Origin of the sequence: Paraliobacillus sp. PM-2, from assembly GCF_001368815.1 — a bacterium.
In the GTDB taxonomy this organism is placed as follows: domain Bacteria; phylum Bacillota; class Bacilli; order Bacillales; family Amphibacillaceae; genus Paraliobacillus.
Genome location: NZ_CTEI01000003.1, coordinates 25,705 through 43,286, shown reverse-complemented (window position 1 = coordinate 43,286; position 17,582 = coordinate 25,705). Strand labels below are relative to the sequence as shown.

At 35.5% G+C, this 17,582-nt stretch carries 18 protein-coding genes; 9 read left to right on the top strand and 9 right to left on the bottom strand.

The genetic code is table 11. The features are described 5' to 3' along the window. Positions 1–18 precede the first annotated feature (18 nt). Positions 19–1,590 carry a spore germination protein gene (locus BN1058_RS12790; protein ID WP_090858427.1) on the bottom strand — a complete coding sequence of 524 codons (1,572 nt, stop codon included), beginning with the start codon at positions 1,588–1,590 and terminating at the stop codon, positions 19–21. 432 nt (positions 1,591–2,022) lie between these two features. Here BN1058_RS12790 and BN1058_RS12785 point away from each other — a divergent pair, with 432 nt between their 5' ends. Continuing rightward, complete coding sequence (locus tag BN1058_RS12785; protein WP_090858423.1) at positions 2,023–3,132, top strand: GerAB/ArcD/ProY family transporter; 1,110 nt, start codon at positions 2,023–2,025, stop codon at positions 3,130–3,132. Between the two features lie 86 nt (positions 3,133–3,218). On the opposite strand, the gene BN1058_RS12780 is transcribed toward BN1058_RS12785, so the two are convergent. Next, the gene (locus tag BN1058_RS12780; RefSeq protein ID WP_176694535.1) at positions 3,219–3,695 is read right to left on the bottom strand and encodes a glutathione peroxidase; all 477 of its coding nucleotides are present in this window, start codon (positions 3,693–3,695) and stop codon (positions 3,219–3,221) included. 235 nt (positions 3,696–3,930) lie between these two features. Then, on the bottom strand, positions 3,931–4,899 hold the full coding sequence (locus tag BN1058_RS12775) for an oxygen-dependent tRNA uridine(34) hydroxylase TrhO (protein WP_176694521.1): 969 nt from the start codon (positions 4,897–4,899) through the stop codon (positions 3,931–3,933). Positions 4,900–5,229: 330 nt separating this feature from the next. Here BN1058_RS12775 and BN1058_RS12770 point away from each other — a divergent pair, with 330 nt between their 5' ends. From BN1058_RS12770 to BN1058_RS12755, 4 genes are all read left to right on the top strand, one after another. After that, the gene (locus BN1058_RS12770; RefSeq protein WP_090858418.1) at positions 5,230–5,427 is read left to right on the top strand and encodes a cold-shock protein; all 198 of its coding nucleotides are present in this window, start codon (positions 5,230–5,232) and stop codon (positions 5,425–5,427) included. Positions 5,428–5,529: 102 nt separating this feature from the next. Further along, positions 5,530–5,823, top strand: coding sequence for a hypothetical protein (locus BN1058_RS12765; protein WP_090858416.1), 294 nt, complete (start codon positions 5,530–5,532; stop codon positions 5,821–5,823). Between the two features lie 103 nt (positions 5,824–5,926). Next, positions 5,927–6,619 (top strand): TraR/DksA C4-type zinc finger protein, encoded by a 693-nt coding sequence (locus tag BN1058_RS12760; protein ID WP_090858413.1) that lies wholly within the window; start codon positions 5,927–5,929, stop codon positions 6,617–6,619. A gap of 108 nt (positions 6,620–6,727) precedes the next feature. Next, positions 6,728–6,934: a zinc ribbon domain-containing protein gene (locus BN1058_RS12755; protein ID WP_090858412.1), complete on the top strand. Its 207-nt coding sequence runs from the start codon at positions 6,728–6,730 to the stop codon at positions 6,932–6,934. A 192-nt stretch (positions 6,935–7,126) separates the two neighbouring features. Here the strand turns inward: BN1058_RS12755 and BN1058_RS12750 are convergent, their stop codons facing one another. Continuing rightward, positions 7,127–8,458: a S1C family serine protease gene (locus tag BN1058_RS12750; protein ID WP_090858409.1), complete on the bottom strand. Its 1,332-nt coding sequence runs from the start codon at positions 8,456–8,458 to the stop codon at positions 7,127–7,129. A 169-nt stretch (positions 8,459–8,627) separates the two neighbouring features. Here BN1058_RS12750 and BN1058_RS12745 point away from each other — a divergent pair, with 169 nt between their 5' ends. The 4 genes from BN1058_RS12745 (at position 8,628) to BN1058_RS12730 (ending at position 13,726) form a co-directional block, all read left to right on the top strand. After that, a complete protein-coding gene (locus BN1058_RS12745) occupies positions 8,628–9,329 on the top strand; it encodes a response regulator transcription factor (RefSeq protein WP_090858406.1) in 702 nt (233 codons plus the stop codon). After that, positions 9,326–10,645 (top strand): sensor histidine kinase, encoded by a 1,320-nt coding sequence (locus tag BN1058_RS12740; protein ID WP_090858403.1) that lies wholly within the window; start codon positions 9,326–9,328, stop codon positions 10,643–10,645. Before BN1058_RS12745 ends, BN1058_RS12740 begins: the two co-directional genes overlap by 4 nt. 156 nt (positions 10,646–10,801) lie before the next feature. After that, a complete protein-coding gene (gene typA / locus BN1058_RS12735) occupies positions 10,802–12,625 on the top strand; it encodes a translational GTPase TypA (protein ID WP_090858401.1) in 1,824 nt (607 codons plus the stop codon). Between the two features lie 291 nt (positions 12,626–12,916). Continuing rightward, positions 12,917–13,726, top strand: a complete 810-nt coding sequence (locus BN1058_RS12730) for a ZIP family metal transporter (RefSeq protein WP_090858398.1) — start codon at positions 12,917–12,919, stop codon at positions 13,724–13,726. Positions 13,727–13,779: 53 nt separating this feature from the next. Here the strand turns inward: BN1058_RS12730 and BN1058_RS12725 are convergent, their stop codons facing one another. The 5 genes from BN1058_RS12725 to BN1058_RS12705 form a co-directional block, all read right to left on the bottom strand. Beyond that, a complete protein-coding gene (locus BN1058_RS12725) occupies positions 13,780–15,117 on the bottom strand; it encodes an ABC transporter permease (RefSeq protein ID WP_090858395.1) in 1,338 nt (445 codons plus the stop codon). Then, on the bottom strand, positions 15,114–15,806 hold the full coding sequence (locus tag BN1058_RS12720) for an ABC transporter ATP-binding protein (RefSeq protein WP_090858392.1): 693 nt from the start codon (positions 15,804–15,806) through the stop codon (positions 15,114–15,116). Before BN1058_RS12720 ends, BN1058_RS12725 begins: the two co-directional genes overlap by 4 nt. 143 nt (positions 15,807–15,949) lie before the next feature. Continuing rightward, positions 15,950–16,102 carry a YfhE family protein gene (locus tag BN1058_RS12715; protein WP_090858389.1) on the bottom strand — a complete coding sequence of 51 codons (153 nt, stop codon included), beginning with the start codon at positions 16,100–16,102 and terminating at the stop codon, positions 15,950–15,952. Between the two features lie 98 nt (positions 16,103–16,200). Then, the gene (locus BN1058_RS12710) at positions 16,201–16,980 is read right to left on the bottom strand and encodes an enoyl-ACP reductase FabI (RefSeq protein ID WP_090858386.1); all 780 of its coding nucleotides are present in this window, start codon (positions 16,978–16,980) and stop codon (positions 16,201–16,203) included. Between the two features lie 13 nt (positions 16,981–16,993). After that, entirely contained in the window at positions 16,994–17,542 is a 549-nt protein-coding gene (locus BN1058_RS12705) for an HD domain-containing protein (protein ID WP_090858382.1), read from the bottom strand. Positions 17,543–17,582: the final 40 nt, after the last annotated feature.

Here is a 17,582-nt window from a genome sequence, read left to right as displayed (position 1 = left end):
ACTTCATTATCAGTTCAGTTAATCTTTACCTCTTATTGGAGATGGTTTTTGTCCGGAAGACTGACGATATTCATTATATTCTCCAGTTAGATGGGGCCTTTTATTTAATTTCCACCAAGGTGCTCGCATCATGGTATCCTTTATTTCACTATATTTCATTGGTGCCATTGGGCTAAGGTATGGAACACCGAACGAACGTAAAGTAGACAAGTGAACAATGACCATAATAATGCCAAGCATGATTCCAAGTAATCCTAACATCCCACCTAGAAAGATTAGAGGAAAACGAAGCATACGAAGGGCAATAGCTGCTGAATAACGTGGAATTGTAAAAGAGGCAATGCCTGTGATTGCAACAACAATAACCATTGGTGCAGAAACAATTCCAGCAGATACTGCAGATTCTCCGATAACAAGCGCACCTACTATACTAACGGCGGAACCGATTTGTTTCGGTAATCGTAATCCAGCTTCTCGTAAGGCTTCAAATGTAATTTCCATTATCAATACTTCTACAATTGCAGGGAATGGGACTTGCTCACGAGAGGATGCCATACTAATCAATAAAGCAGTCGGTATCATTTCCTGGTGAAACGTGAGCAAGGCAACATACAATGATGGCAAAAGTAATGAAATGATAACCAAGATAAATCGAAGCCAACGAATCGCTGTGGCAATTAAAAAACGATTATAATAATCCTCATTAGCCTGAAGGAATGAATAAAATGTGATTGGAACAATAAGTGCAGATGGCGAGCCATCTACAAGGATAGCAATTCGTCCTTCCAACAGATTTCCTGTTACGGTATCCGGTCGCTCTGTTTCTAATATCTGCGGAAAAGGAGAATATGGATTGTCTTCGATAAACTCTTCGATTACACCACTATCCAAGATGCCATCGATATCAATTCGCTTTAATCGATTTTCCACTTCTTCTACTAGTGTTTTGTCCACCACACCATCGATATAAGTAATTATCACATTTGTCTTCGTATACCGTCCGATTTCCATCGATTGCATTTTAAGTTTGGGGCTTCTGATTTTTCTGCGGAGCATAGAAATATTTACTGCTAAAGTTTCTACAAATCCCTCGCGTGGTCCTCTAATCGCTTTTTCAGCCTCTGGTGCTTCAATCGAGCGTTTTTCCCATTGAGGCAATCCCACTGAAAAACCTGTTTTACTATTATTTACTAGTACAACAGGATTTCCAGAAGATATCAGTTGAATACAATCTTCAATGGTCTTCACTTCTTTTACATCAGAAATACTCACTCGGTTCTTAATCAATTTATCGATTTGTAGATCACTTTGGTCTTCTTGGGTTTTTACCATTAGTGGGGAAAGGACATTATCATCAATTTCTTCTCTATTAGATAGACCATCCATGTAAATAAGAATAGCCTGGTGTTTTCCACTTATCATGAAAGAACGTAAAATGAAGTCAGAACAATCCTGATAAATCGAACGAAGCTGGTTCTTATTATCTGATAAATTGGTAGATAGCGGGTTCTGTCCCTGCTTGGATTGTTTTGTTGCTGTTTGTTTCTTCTTTTTTTTCTGTTTTTTCGGTTTTAATAGGTTCCACGCCATGACAGTCACCCTCTTCAAGTTAAACTAAACATTTCCTGGTTTAGTGTGCTACAAGTTTGGGAATTTTATAATCGAATTTGACTGAAAAGAGGAAAAATAGGTTTTATTTTAATGGAATGTTTTGCTTTAAAGGAGAAAACTATCATCACTTATGGTTGTTTGATAAGGGGGGGAGCCGACTAATATCTACAAGAATACATTTGGGGTGATGTTACAAATAGGTCATTACAATAACATTTTTGACGAATGTGGTAATTATACTTTTGGATCATTGTCAGTATAGAAATAAAAGGATTCGACAATTATAATAATACTGTTTTAGCAATAATAGCAGGTATATATAAGGTTAGTTTTGTAGTTACTCTGTGTAATTGAACTTGGAATATACATTGTTTCTACCATCGAAATATGCGTTTAGGAGTAGGTGGATTTTTGAGTACAGAGGGAAAAATTTCAGTGTTCCAAATGGGTATAATGACTTATCTAATTAATGGTGCAACAGCAATTCTTATCGTGCCTTCCATTACCGCACAATATGCAGGACGTGATATGTGGCTTTCACCGATCTTGAGTTCCATAAGTGGTTTCCTTATCGTGTGGATTACTTGGGGATTACACCAACTATTCCCTGGGGAGACAATTATTGAATACAGTGAAAAAATTCTTGGTCGTCTATTAGGAAAAATACTTAGTTTTCTTTTTCTTTTTTTTCTATTGCACACGTTTGGTACGATTGCAAGAGAATACGGTGAATTTATTGTAGGAGAAATTTTAAATACAACTCCTATTGTTGTTGTGATCGGAAGTATGCTTGTTGTTTGTGCATTTGCAGTTCGGGGGGGTATTGAAGTTATCGCAAGGTGTGCACAGATGTTCCTACCGATCGTCATTCTATTTTCCATCATAATGGTTCTTTTATCGATTCCTGATTTTGATCTAACGCATATGTCCCCTGTGATGGAAAGTGGTTGGAAGCCTGCTATCGAGGGTTCAATTATTCCACATGTTTGGTTTATTGAGTTGGTTTTAATTACATTTTTATTCCCGGTTTTGCATAGTCACAGAAAAGCTTTAAAAGGAGGAATGGTCTCTGTACTTGCTTTAATGGTGACGATGGTTATTGCTAACTTAGTCTGTCTTTTTGTACTGGGAGATGTAACAGCGACTTTCATCTTTCCGGTATTTCTCGTCGGTACGTACATTAGTATCGCTGAATTCTTTAAAAATTTGGATGCGGTGATACTAGTAATCTGGGTAGGAGGAGGGTTTATTCAGTTATCCGTATGGTATTATGCACTTGCTGTTGGTACGGCTCGCATGTTAAGCCTATCAGATTATCGGCCAATTATCTTCCCACTAGGTTTTTTAGCACTATTATTTAGTATTTGGGATATTGCAAGTTTGCAGCAGTTGGTGTTTTTCTTCTCTACATCTGTGATTCCATTTGCGTTTACTGTTTGTGCAGCTTATCCATTGCTTTTATTATGTGTAGCAGTTATACGAAAGAGGTTAAAAAAAGCAACCACTAAAGGGAATGGATAAGCTGTCTAACTTCTAAGAAAACTTTTGTAAGGCAAGAAAAGTCTCATTTCAGTAAAAATAGACTTCTTTTGTAACTGGTCGGTAGTTCACGCTAAAGCTTGTTGAATATCGGCTTCTATTTCTTCAGGTTTCGTCTTCGGCGCATAACGTTTTAATACGTTCCCTTCTGTATCAACAAGAAATTTAGTGAAGTTCCATTTAACTTGATCAGTTAGTATACCAGGTGCTTCTTTGGTAAGAAATCGAAATAATGGATGTGCTGTTTTCCCATTTACGTCAATTTTACTAAACATTGGAAAGGTAACACCATAATTGCGTTGACAAAAAGAGTTAATATCATCATCTGAACCGGGCTCTTGATTCATAAATTGATTACTGGGAAAACCTAAAATTTCAAAACCATCTTGATGGTATGTATCATAGAGCTTTTGTAAGCCTTCATATTGTGGGGTGAAGCCACATTTACTAGCTGTATTAACAATTAACAAAACGTTCCCTTGGTAGTCAGCTAAAGATTTATTCTCACCATCGATCGTTTTTACTTTGTAGCTATATACAGTCATCATTTATGAATTCCCTCCCTTTTATGTAATTAAAAAGATAGCAGTAGGTATATGTAATGTCAAAGTAAAAGCCTTATAACATCATGTAAGGATATATGTGTTTTTGCTTTATAATAACTATTTTTCTATATACAAAATAAAAAAAGAAATAACGGAGTGAAAATCAAACCACCATATTTGCCCGAAAGTATAAAAAAGTCGCTACGTATGGTAGCGACTTGTCTATTGATCAAATTTATATGGCTGTCGAAACACTATCTTCTTCTTCGATTTGTTGCAATCTTGCTTGAATATCTTCTGCTGTTAAATCATGCTCTTTTACATACATGTTTCTCGGTGATACACGACAATCGTGTGTGCAACCACGCATATATTTGTGTTCATTTTCTTCTGAACATAAGATTTGCTTATTACATGCAGGGTTAGCACAGTTCACATAACGTTCGCACGGTTTTCCATCAAAATAATCTGTTCCTACGATAACGTGTTCTTTTCGATTAATCGGTACACTAATACGTTCATCAAATACATACATTTGCCCATCCCAAAGTTCACCTTGCACTTCTGGATCTTTTCCGTACGTCGCGATACCTCCGTGTAATTGATTGACATCTTCAAACCCTTGTTCAACTAACCAGCCAGAGAATTTTTCGCAACGTATACCACCAGTACAATAGGTTAGTATTTTTTTATCTTCAAATTGTTCTTTATTTTCTTCTATCCATTCTGGTAATTCACGGAATGTGTGAATATCTGGACGAATGGCACCGCGGAAATGACCTAAATCATATTCGTAATCATTTCTTGCATCAATAACAACAGTGTTTTCATCACGCATTGCCTCATAAAATTCTTTTGGTGTTAAATAGTTACCAGTTGTTTCTTTTGGATTGATGTCATTTTCCAATCGAAGTGTTACTAATTCTGGACGAGGTCGAACGTGCATTTTTTTAAATGCATGACCATCAGCTTCATCTACTTTAAACATCATATCTGCAAAACGAGGATCGTTATGCATTGCTTCCATATATTTATTCGTTGCTTCTACCGTACCAGAAACTGTACCATTCATTCCTTCTTCGGCCACGAGAATACGTCCTTTTAATCCTAATTCGTTACAAAAAGCTAAATGTTCTTCCGCATAGCCTTCCGGATCTTCCATGTGTACATAATTGTAATACAGTAATACTTGATACTTTTCCATTTTGGTTAACCACCTATTCATTCGTATTTGCAAGATACGCGTGTAGGGGTGCAAATTTTTTGCATGCCTCTTGCAAGCAATTATTATACAAAAAAATTATTATTTTAGCAACTTATCGGTATGTAAAGTATAATTGTCGAATGTAGTCGTGAATTTAGTGATTCTATCCATTTTAGATGGTTGATTTTATAATGAAAACGTAGTACATTTGTAATGTAAAAGCAATTGGAAGTAGTATATTTCTTTACGATCTCTTCACAATAAGTGTTGTAAAGGTAATATTATTGGTTCCATTACTTTTGTAGTTTTATTGTAAGGAGGTCGATGAGCATGACAGGAACAGTAAAATGGTTTAATGCAGATAAAGGTTTCGGATTCATCGAACGTGAAGACGGTGACGATGTATTCGTACATTTTTCAGCAATTCAAGCTGAAGGTTTTAAAACCTTAAACGAAGGTCAAACAGTTGAATTCGAAATTGTCGAAGGCGACCGCGGACCACAAGCAGCTAACGTTGTAGCTCAATAAGTTTAAACAAACTTCAAAAGGTGTATCTCTAATACAAGAGATACACCTTTTTTCATTGTGATAAAATTAGTGTTAGATAATTTTTCTAAAAGGAGAGATGGCATGAACGAACGCGATGAACAGGTGATTAAATATTATCAAGAACAGGAAAAAGAAATGATTTTACTTTTTGCACAGTGGTGTATTAATCATAATCTAGACCCAAAAGCTGTTTATCAAGAAGCATATCCAATGCAACCAATAAACACGCTATTAGAAGAAGTATTAAAAGATACAATAGATGCAAATGAATCAGATACCATCAATCATGAATTACTTTTGCAAGTGCTTCAAGCGTTTGGTAATGATGATTTAGCTTTTGTTGTTGCTCAGTATGGTAAAAAAACGAAAAAATAAAGTGCTATGCCAATTATATGTTTCCAATAAATAATCGATTGAAAGCTAATTGCATTGGTTATACTAATCATGCCTCAAAAATTGAATGAAGGAGGCAAGATAGATGTTAACACAACAACAGGTAACTTTATTTAAAAAGCAGTTAATGCAGTTAAAAAAAGAAACCGAGGCTCATTTGGCTGATCATTACGGAATGACAACTGCCCAAGTCAATGAATCGGTTGGGGAGTTATCTAATTATGATAATCATCCAGGTGATACAGCGACAGAATTATATGAAAGAGAAAAAGATATTGCCTTAAACGAGCATAGTGAAACAGAATTAAAGGCAATTAATCAAGCTATAAAAGCAATCGAGCAAGGAACGTATGGGCAATGTGCTGTTTGTCGCATAGATATACCGATAGAGCGTCTAGAAGCGTTGCCAACCACGTTGTATTGTGTAGATCATACAGAGGAGCAATCTGTTGAACGTGTTCGACCTGTGGAAGAAGATATTCTTGATAGCGATATCAGTAGAGATGATGAAGATGATACGACCATGTTTGATGCAGAAGATGCATGGCAACGCGTAGGAAAATATGGCTCATCAGAAACTCCATCTGATTTTTATGATACAGAAAAAACATATCAAGACATGTTTTTTGATTCAGATGAATTAGTTGGAAGTGTGGAAGAATTAGAAGGATTTTTATTAAGTGATCGTGATGGGAAATTTATCGGCGTGAATGAGCGTCATGAACACTATGAAGATTATTTAGACGATCAAGATGTTAATTCAATTATGTATGATTAAATAAATTAGGCAAGGGTTTCCTTTTAGGATACTCTTGCTTATTGTTTGTGAAACGTTTTACCATGGATATACGTATATATACATAGTAATGCAAAGGAGGACGAAGAAATGAACGAAAGTCATGGATGTGTGAAATGTGGTAGTACTGATGCGGCACAAAAAGAAGTGGCAATGTCAGGGACAGGTTTATCAAAAATGTTTGATGTACAGCATAATCAATTTGTTGTTGTTTACTGTCAAAACTGTGGTTACTCAGAATTCTACAATAAACAAAGCTCAACAGGTAGTAATATCTTTGATTTATTTTTTGGGTAATGAATTAAAGATTAAAAAGGCACTGGGAAGAAAAATCCACGGTGCCTTTTATCTATATAAAATTCTAGTCAGAATAGAGAGAAGGTCTATCCTAACTAGAATGACTTAGTGGTAAAGGTTAACAAAGGTGGTCCCCTATAACTGTGTTCACTTTTTTAGGTATTAAAAGGATGCGACTTTTAATATTATGCTTTACTGTTGTGTTGTTTCTTGCTGTTTCGTTAATGTAAGGGTTGTTTCTTGTTGTTCTCCTTGACGATAATAAGTCAAGTTGATTTCGTCACCAATATTGGTTTCAGAGTATAAGAACTCTTTTAGATCCAGCATTGATGTAATTTCTTTATCATTAATTTTAGTAACCACATCATAACGCTTTAAACCAGCCTGATCAGCAGCTGAACCTTGTTGTACTTCTGCAATGACAACACCATCTGTCACATCTTCATTTAGTTGTAGTGTTTGTTGCATGTGACGTTCAGGAACAGTAGAAAGTGCAACTGCACTAATCCCGATAAATGGGCGTGATACTTTTCCGTTTGTCTCTAATTGTTCAATGACTGGTTTTGCATCATCAATTGGAATTGCAAAGCCAATTCCTTCTACTGATTTTAGAGCGATTTTCATTGAATTAATACCAACAACCTCACCACTACTGTTAACTAACGCACCACCACTATTACCAGGGTTAATAGCAGCGTCTGTTTGAATGACTTCTGTTGTCCAATCAGGAGCGCCATCACCATTTAAATCTACCTCTACAGAACGCTCTAATCCACTAATAATTCCTTTTGTTACAGAGCCGGCAAACTCTGTACCTAATGGATTCCCAATTGCAATTGCTGTTTCACCAACGACCAAGTCAGAAGAGGTTCCTAATGTGGCTACCGTATCCACATTGTTTCCATCAATCGTTAAAACAGCTAAATCAGTTAATTCATCTGATCCTAACAATTGTGCATCAACACTTTCACCGTTTGGCAAGGTAACATTTAATTCATTCGCACCATCTACTACGTGATGGTTGGTTACAATATAGGCTTTTCCATCTTCTTTCTTATAGATGACACCTGATCCAGTTCCAGCTTCGGAAGATTGACTCCATAAATCAGCTGTTTGAATGTTGGAGACACCAACTACTGCCTCACCAACATTGGTTAGCGTATCCGAAGATATACCAGTTTCATTTGTTGATGTTTTAATCACATGACTTGCTTTTGCATCGTCTGGTTGATTTGTATCCATTGTTTGGTCTTTATCAATTGGTATAATTCCCGTGAATAATAAAATAAACCCAAGTATAGCAACGGTAATTCCTCCGGCTAGACTACTTATAAATAATGCCCAACGATTCTGTTTTGGTGATTGGTTAGGCTTTTGTGGTTCTTGGTTTAAAAAAGCATCATTTGTTTGTAATACTTCCTCTTTTGATGCTACCTGTTTATCCACAATATTATCATCTGCATTATTATCAAATGGTTGGTCATCCCATTGCTTTTGATTATTGTTCTCATCTTGATAATTCATCTACTAATACCACCTTTCTTTTACTATGTTGTATCTCCTTCTTGTATCTTTTATTATAGACAGTAGGTTTGGCAGGTTTTCGGTACAATTGTGGAAAAAGTATGTAAAAGTATCAATTAGGCTTTTCATTAATAATATGCGAGAATAAGTCTAATAAGGAGGGTAAACAATGAATCATAGCATTTTTATTGTAGAAGATGATCCAAATATACGTGATATTGTTTCTGCCTATTTAAACAAAGAAGGTTATCAGGTTTCTATGGCTGATAATGCAGAAGATGCTTGGGAGTTAACGAGTGAACACGCACCAGATATGTGGATTTTAGATATTATGCTACCAGGAATGGATGGCTATGAATTATGTAAAAAAATAAGACAGAAAAGTGAAGTGCCTATTATTATTATTTCAGCAAAAGATGAAGAAGTAGATAAGATACTGGGGCTTGAATTAGGTAGTGACGATTATTTAACAAAGCCATTCAGTCCTAGAGAGCTTGTTGCACGTGTCAAACGTTTATTTAAGCGGGTAGATACATCACTCCATTTGAGTGAGCAGCAATTAAATCATGATATATTTGAATTGGGAGATCTAGAGCTTCACGTTGAGGGCAGAAGGGTATTCTGGAAAGGGCAAGAAGTAGAAGTGACGGCGAAAGAATTTGATATGCTACATATCTTAATTCGAAATCAAAATCGAGCGTTTGCACGTGATGAACTCCTTTCCCTTATTTGGGGAGAAGATTATTTTGGTAGTGATCGAGCGGTTGATGATTTAGTTAAACGCTTGCGAAAAAAATTAGATGGGTTACCGATAGAAACGGTTTGGGGCTATGGCTATCGCTTAAGTAATGTAAATGAGGAAGCCGAATGAAATTACAAACACAGTTAACGATTGCCTTTACCACTTTACTTATCATTATTATGTCTATTGTTTCGATTATGATCTATTCGCTTATATTAGATGTGCTCATTCAAAATGAGCGAGAACAATTACAGGAAAAAGGCGATATCCTTATTCAATTTTTAATGAGTGAAGTAAATATCAATAACTTTGGTCAGTTATTTGGTGATGAGTCACTGCAGTTATTCATTTATGATGGTAACACGGAACAAGTTGTATTAAGTACACTTCCGGAAAATTTAATCCAATATTGGATGGAAAATTACGATATTAATAAATATGATCAGCCTTTATGGAAAGCTGGTGATGAACGTTATGTTGTTTCTATTCTACCTATCTATCCTGATTTATTAGACCAGGAACTTGTATTAGTTACGCCATTAGATGATTTACAGGAAGTCCAAAGGGATTTATTTAGTCGGTTAATTTTTATTTTCCTTATTGGAATAGGGATTATTAGTATTTTAAGTCACTATCTAACAAGAAGATTAGTTACACCGCTAACTAAATTAAAATATCAATTAAAGAAAATTGAAAAACGTAAATTTGATGAAGTGAAACGCGTGAAAGCAACTGGGGAAATTAAAGAAGTAGAGCAAAGTGTGTATGATATGGCCAACGAACTCAATCGTTATATTCAATCACAACATCATTTTTTTCAAAATGCAAGTCATGAATTAAAAACGCCATTGATGACAATTCAAGGCTATGCGGAAGGAATACGTGATGGTATTTTTGAAAAAGAAGCATCTGATCGAGGCCTAGAAGTAATGGTTGCAGAGATTAATCGTCTGAAAAAAATCATTAATGAAATGATCCTGTTAGCTAAATTAGATAGTGAGGAAAATATATATAAAGAAGAAAAAGTGAAGATGGCAGATGTAATAATATCTACAGTTGATCGTGCATTGCCATTGGCTAGTGAAAAACAAGTAAAAATTGATCACTATGTGGAAACAGATGTAATGCTAAATGTTGATACAGAAAAATTGTTGCGGGCAATGATGAATATTGTTTCGAATGGTATTAGACATGCAACATCAAAAGTAGTTATTCGTTTATATAAAGAAAATCAACAAGTTAAAATAACAGTGGAAGATGATGGGGAAGGCATTGACAAAGAAATGATGCCACAACTTTTCCAACGGTTTATTAAAGGGAAAAATGGAGAAACCGGCTTAGGATTAGCCATTTCACGCGCTATTATTGAAAGATCAAACGGTTCGATCTCTGTAAATCGATCCACATTAGGTGGTGCCCAATTTACCATTACTTTTCAATTATAAATGAAAATCATTTCTTTTTGATAGTAGAAATAAAATGGCGTACTATAAAAGTATGAAGAAAAAATAATATAAAAATAGCTATCATTCGACAATTGTGATATAATTGTTTGGTTATCGAGAAAATCGAACGTTTTAGAAAGAGGAGCTGAAAGAGGGATGCAATTAAGAGAAGATATTCGTAACATTGCGATTATTGCACACGTTGATCACGGCAAAACAACACTAGTTGACCAATTGTTACGTTATTCTGGTACATTTCATGAACATGAACAAGTAGATGAGCGAGCAATGGACTCAAATGACATAGAAAAAGAACGCGGTATTACAATTTTAGCGAAAAACACAGCCATCAATTATAAAGATACACACATCAATATTCTAGACACACCTGGACACGCAGACTTTGGTGGAGAAGTAGAGCGGATTATGCGTATGGTAGATGGAGTATTGTTAGTGGTTGATGCCTATGAAGGGTGTATGCCGCAAACACGGTTTGTATTAAAAAAAGCTTTAGAACAAAAACTAACGCCCGTTGTTGTGTTAAATAAAATTGATCGTCCAAATGCTCGTCCAAATGAAGTGATAGATGAAGTGCTTGATTTATTTATTGAATTAGGTGCAGATGATGCACAATTAGAATTCCCAGTGGTTTATGCATCAGCATTAAATGGTACATCTGGTGAAGAGCCTGAAGAACAAGAAGAGTCAATGGAAGCAGTATTTAAAACTATTTTAGAACATATTCCTGCTCCAGTTGACAATTCACAAGATCCACTGCAGTTTCAAGTAACCTTGCTTGATTACAATGATTATCTTGGACGTGTCGGTATTGGACGTATTTTCCGAGGAACGATTAAAGTTGGTCAACAAGTAGCTTTAATGAAAAAAGACGGATCTGTTAAAAACTTCCGTGTGACAAAATTATTTGGTTTTATCGGATTAAAGCGAATTGAAATTGAAGAGGCGAAAGCTGGAGACATCATTGCATTATCTGGGATGGAAGATATTAATGTAGGTGAAACAGTATGTCCAGTTGATAAACAGGAAGCATTACCTATTTTACGTATTGATGAGCCAACACTTCAAATGACTTTTGTCGTAAATAATAGTCCGTTTGCAGGTAAAGAAGGAAAGTATATCACATCTAGAAAAATTGAAGAACGTTTATTAACACAACTTGAAACAGACGTTAGTTTGCGTGTCGATCCAACAGAGTCACCAGATGCTTGGATTGTGTCTGGACGTGGAGAGTTACATTTATCCATTCTTGTGGAAAATATGCGTCGTGAAGGGTATGAATTACAACTTTCCAAGCCGCAAGTTATCATTAAAGAGGTTGATGGTGTACCTTGTGAACCAGTTGAGCATGTGCAAGTAGATGTTCCTGAAGAACATACAGGAGCAGTAATGGAATCATTAGGTTCACGAAAAGGTGAAATGATTGATATGGTAAACCAAGGTAATGGACAAGTACGAATGGAATTCCATATTCCTTCTCGGGGATTGATCGGTTACTCTACAGAATTTATGACACAAACACGTGGTTATGGAATTATTAATCATACATTTGATTCTTATAAACCAGTTGTAAAGGGTTCTGTAGGAGGTAGACGACAAGGCGTACTAGTTGCTTTAGAAAATGGTAAAGCATCTACTTACGGTATTATGGGATTAGAAGATCGTGGTACGATTTTTGTTGAACCTGGTACAGAAGTATACGCTGGAATGATTGTTGGAGAGCATAACAGAGAGAATGATTTAACTGTTAATATTACAAAAGAAAAACATTTAACGAATGTTCGTTCAGCAAACAAAGATCAAACGGCAACGATACGCAAGACACGAACCTTAACATTAGAAGAAGCGATTGAATACTTGGATGATGATGAATATTGTGAAGTAACTCCAGAAGCGATTCGTTTACGTAAAAAAATATTAAACAAAAATGAACGTGAAAAAGCTTCAAAGAAGAAAAAATAAATAGAATTTAAGAAGAAACCAGTGAATTAATTCACTGGTTTTTTTTATAAGTAGAAATCTGGTAAGAAGAAAATTTTTTTACAGGGGCGAATTTTTTATTCCTCAACCACTATGGCTTTAACTAGACAATTAAAGCAGAAGATGTTGTGAAAGATGAGAAAGTAACTGAAATTATTGACAAATGATCCTCGTTGCACATAGAATATTGGAGTAAGGTTAGTTTTTTTCCCTAAGGCAAAAAATAAAGATTTAAATAATAATATGATTTCATAAAAAAGGAGTTAGAAAGCAATGATTCAATCGCTTGCAGATTTAAATCCAGTGCTTTTAGCCCTATTGGCAACTTTGTTCACATGGGGATGTACTGCATTTGGAGCGTCGTTTGTTTTTTCAACAAAGAAGGCAAATCCTTTAGTTTTTGATAGTATGCTAGCATTTGCTGGTGGGGTAATGATCGCGGCCAGTTTTTGGTCACTATTGGCACCTGGAATTGAAATGGCTGAATCACAAGGAGTACCAGCTTATATTCCAGCAGCAGTAGGTTTCTTGTTAGGTGGCGTATTTTTATTATTGGTAGATCGAATCTTACCTATGATTAATGACGAATTATATTTTAAAGAAATTATTGATCGAAAAGCGAAGCATCGAACAGCTATGCTGATTTTTTCAATTACCATGCATAACATTCCAGAAGGATTAGCAGTAGGTGTCGCATTTGGTGCGTTGGCTTCAGACTTTACAACTAGCTCCTTAACAGGGGCTATCGCTCTAGCACTAGGAATTGGCATACAAAATATACCAGAAGGGACAGCTGTATCTATTCCTTTGCGTAGAGAGGGAATGAGTCCGAAAAAAAGTTTTTTCTATGGTCAATTTTCGGGAATGGTAGAGCCGATTTCAGCCGTAATAGGGGCAGTAGCGGTCATATTTATTGAACCTTTATTACCTTATGCATTAAGTTTTGCGGCTGGTGCAATGATTTTTGTGGTTGCAAAAGAGGTAATACCGGGATCACAAGAAAGAGGTCATATTCAAATAACAACGATGAGTTTAATGGTTGGTTTCGTCGTTATGATGATCCTAGATGTTGCGCTTGGATAAAGAGCGATACAAAGTCCCATTTAGTTGAAATACAACTTAAATGGGACTTTGTATTATATTTCTCTACGCATCGCTTTTAGTATATCAATTCGTGTTGCTTTTTTTGCTGGTCTTGATCCAGAAATAATGGTAACTATCAAACAAATAGCAATAGCAATGATTACTAATGTCGCTGGTATCGCTGAGAATTTAAATCCTTCAGGTAATTCTTCTTGAAAAGCTGATTGTATTATTATTGGTATAACAAAATTAACGAATAAACTAATCATATAAGCAATAATAGTTCCTATTACAGCTCCAAGAAGACCAATATAACTACTCTCTAATAAGAATATACGCTTAATTACTTTAGGATTTGCACCAATTGCTTTCATAATACCAATATCAGGCGCACGCTCTGTAACAGCCATCGTCATGGTGTTGTATATACCAATGGAAGCAATTAAAATTGCAATGGTACCAATAAAGATTAATCCAGCCTTTGCAATAGTAAAGATCATATTTAATTGATTTAGAGAACTAGCTACTGAGTAAACAAGATAATTGTTATCTTCTAATTTCTCAGTTAGTGTTTGTACTTGTTCAAGTGAGTAAGAATAGACTGTTATGTTAGCGTAATGTTTTTCATTTTCTATATTTTCATTTGGAATAGTTATTTGTCCATTAGGAGTCCCTGTGTATTGTTCTATATCATGTAATAATGATTCAGATATTCGTACTTCTGTATCCATCATCCAATCGCGTGCTGGTTCCTCCATAATGCCTGCAATGGTTATCGGTATTTCTTTTGTTTCTTCTTCTCCGTCTTTATTCATTCGCGTGACTGTCATTTGGAATGTTTGACCAATAATTTCTTTTTGATATTGGTAAGCTTCTTTCAATTTTCCTTTTTCATTGTATAATTCTTCTTCCTTGTCGGTATCAGTAGGAAATAATTGAGTGGCAAAGTGATAACCAACAAGTACCTCGTTTTCTTTAGAGGGAAAAGTTCCGTCTTCTAAGGATATTCCTGCATTTCGCTCTGCATTAAAGTCAACCGCCATAGCACCAGTTTCTAATTTATAATTATCAATAGAAAAAGTAGTTGGCTGCTCAATGTAGGACTTAAACGTAACCGCTTTGACGTTTTTGAATTGTCTAAGATTCTTTATGTCTTTTTCGGTGATAGGTTGGTATCCTTCATCCGTTTCGATACCTTGGACATTTATTTCATTAATCGTATCTTGCTGTAATAAGTCTTTTACAAATGTTTGATGAAGTCCAAATGGAACAGAAGCAATAACGATAAGAAAAGCACAACCCATTGCAGTTGCTAAGACCGTCATAAAAACACGCATTTTATTTTTCTTCATATTTTGTTTGACAAAGCGGAACTGGTCTCTGATTCTCATAAGGACACACTTCCTTCCATTAGCCAACCGTCTCGAATTTCAATCACTCGATTCCCGATGCTTGCAACTTCATCATCATGTGTAATAATTAAAAAGGTTATCCCTAATTCTTGATTTAATTGTTGAATAAATCCTAAAAGATCAGCTTCTGTTTCACTGTCTAAACTTCCCGTAGGCTCATCTGCCAAGATAATTGGTGGATTTAATACTAAAGCTCTAGCAATACTAACTCGTTGCTGCTGTCCTCCGGATAATTCACTTGGATAATGTTCGTGATAATCTAGTAATCCAACTCTCTTCAGCGTTTTTTTAGTAATTTCCGTTCGTTTTCGTTCGTCAATACCTTTTAAAATCAATGGAAGTTCAACGTTTTGATAAGCAGTCATGCTAGGGATAAGTTGAAAGTTTTGAAAAATAAACCCGATATGATTAAGGCGAAAATCAGCGAATCCTGCTTCATTCAATTTTGTCACGTTTGTTTCATCAATCCAAATGTCACCTTTACTAGGACGCATAAACCCGCCAATCAAGTTTAGTAATGTAGACTTACCTGATCCGCTTTTTCCAACAATAGCAACAATCTCTTTTTTATCAATAGTAAGTGAAATATTATGAAGCACCGGGATGCTCGTTTTAGATCCTTTTTTTCCTAACTCAAAATGATGCGATAAATCTTTGATTTGTATCATGGTTTCCTCCTGTTTTATTGTTCTTAATAATAAAGACGAAAAGTAGCTACAAATAATCACATTTTTTTAGGAAAAAATAAACTAAAACATAAAAAAGCTAGGTAGTGGGGTGACTACCTAGCTTTAAAACATAACGTCTATGACTATTCTTCACGACGAATTTGATTTAGTTTTTCCTTACGAAATCCACCAGCAATATCAGCTTGTTTAAATGCGCTGTTGTAATTTACTTCTTGTGCATCTGATAATTCAACACCTGATTTTTTTGTTGGTTGATATTGTTGTTTGCGTGCCATATGTTGTATACATCCTTTCATTAATTAGATTGGTTGCTTATGGCTATAAATTATTTATTCCCGATAAGATATCCCGTTAAACATAAAATATTTTATTTTTATCCCATGATGTTGTAACCACCATCTACATGTAAGGTTTCTCCAGTAATACCGCTAGAAAGAGGACTTAATAACATTAAAGTTGCTTTCCCTACTTCCTCTTGTGTCACATTTCGTTTTAATGGTGCTTTTTCTTTTGTATCTTTAAGCATTTGTTTAATGGTTGGTACACCTTGAGAGGCTAATGTTCGAATAGGTCCAGCAGAGATTGCGTTTACACGAATACTATCCGGTCCTAAATCAAGTGCTAAATGCTTACAAGTTGATTCCAAGGCTGCCTTTGCCACACCCATTATTTTATAGCCGTCAAGAACTCGCTCTGCACCAAGAGCACTCATTGTTACAATCGATGCTCCGGACGATAAATAAGGACGTGCTTCTCTAGCAACGGCAATTAATGAGTAAGCACTTGTATCTTGAGCAAAAGCATAGCCGCTTCGTGTCGTTTCAATAAAATCATTTTGAAGATCTTCACCATGAGCGAATGCAATCGCATGAACGATCCCATCAATCATCCCCATTTTTTGATGAATGGTTGAAAAAGCCTGCTTGATGCTTTCATCTTCATTCACATCACAAGCAACCATTGGTGCATCTTCTATCCCTTCTTGTTCTAGAAGATTAGATAACTTTTGGTAAGAGCGTTCCTTTCGATAGGTAAAAGCAAGCTTGGCGCCAGCCTGGTGCAGCACTTTTGCTACACCCCAAGCTAAGCTACGTTCGTTTGCTACTCCCATTATTAAAATAGATTTGTCTTTTAATTGTATTAAATCGTTCATCATATCCTCCTTACTAAAATTGTTCAATTAGTTGTTCTAATTGAATAAATAATGCTGGAATAGAAACAGTAGGAAGATTTGTATGTAAACTTTTGTAAATCTCTTGATAATACCATCGTTGAGAATCTTTACTGCTTTTGAAGTGTTTCCAAATCTCACTACCAAATATCTTTTCATTTTCTAAGATAGAGCGGATATTGTCAATTTTATCTGCACATACAACTAGCCTTGCTTCTAAAGGTGCCTCCTTCAGGTGATGAATGGTGTGCTTTTTTCGTTCTTCCCATGTATTATTTCTATCGGGCTCAGTAGCAAAGGAAACAAGTTTCGCAATTTGGTTACCAAATAAATTAGAGATTTCTCCAATTGTGCCGTCAGTATCTTCTACTACATCGTGTAACAAACCTGCAATGACAATGTCATCATTATATCCCTCTTCTTTTAAAAGCATTGCTACGCGATAAGGGTGTACGATATATGGGACACCATCTACTTTTCTTATTTGTCCTTCGTGTTTTTTTGTTGCATATGTGATCGCGCAAATTAATTTATCAGCTAACATTCGTATCACCTCTTCTCTTCTTTATTATTATACCCGATTT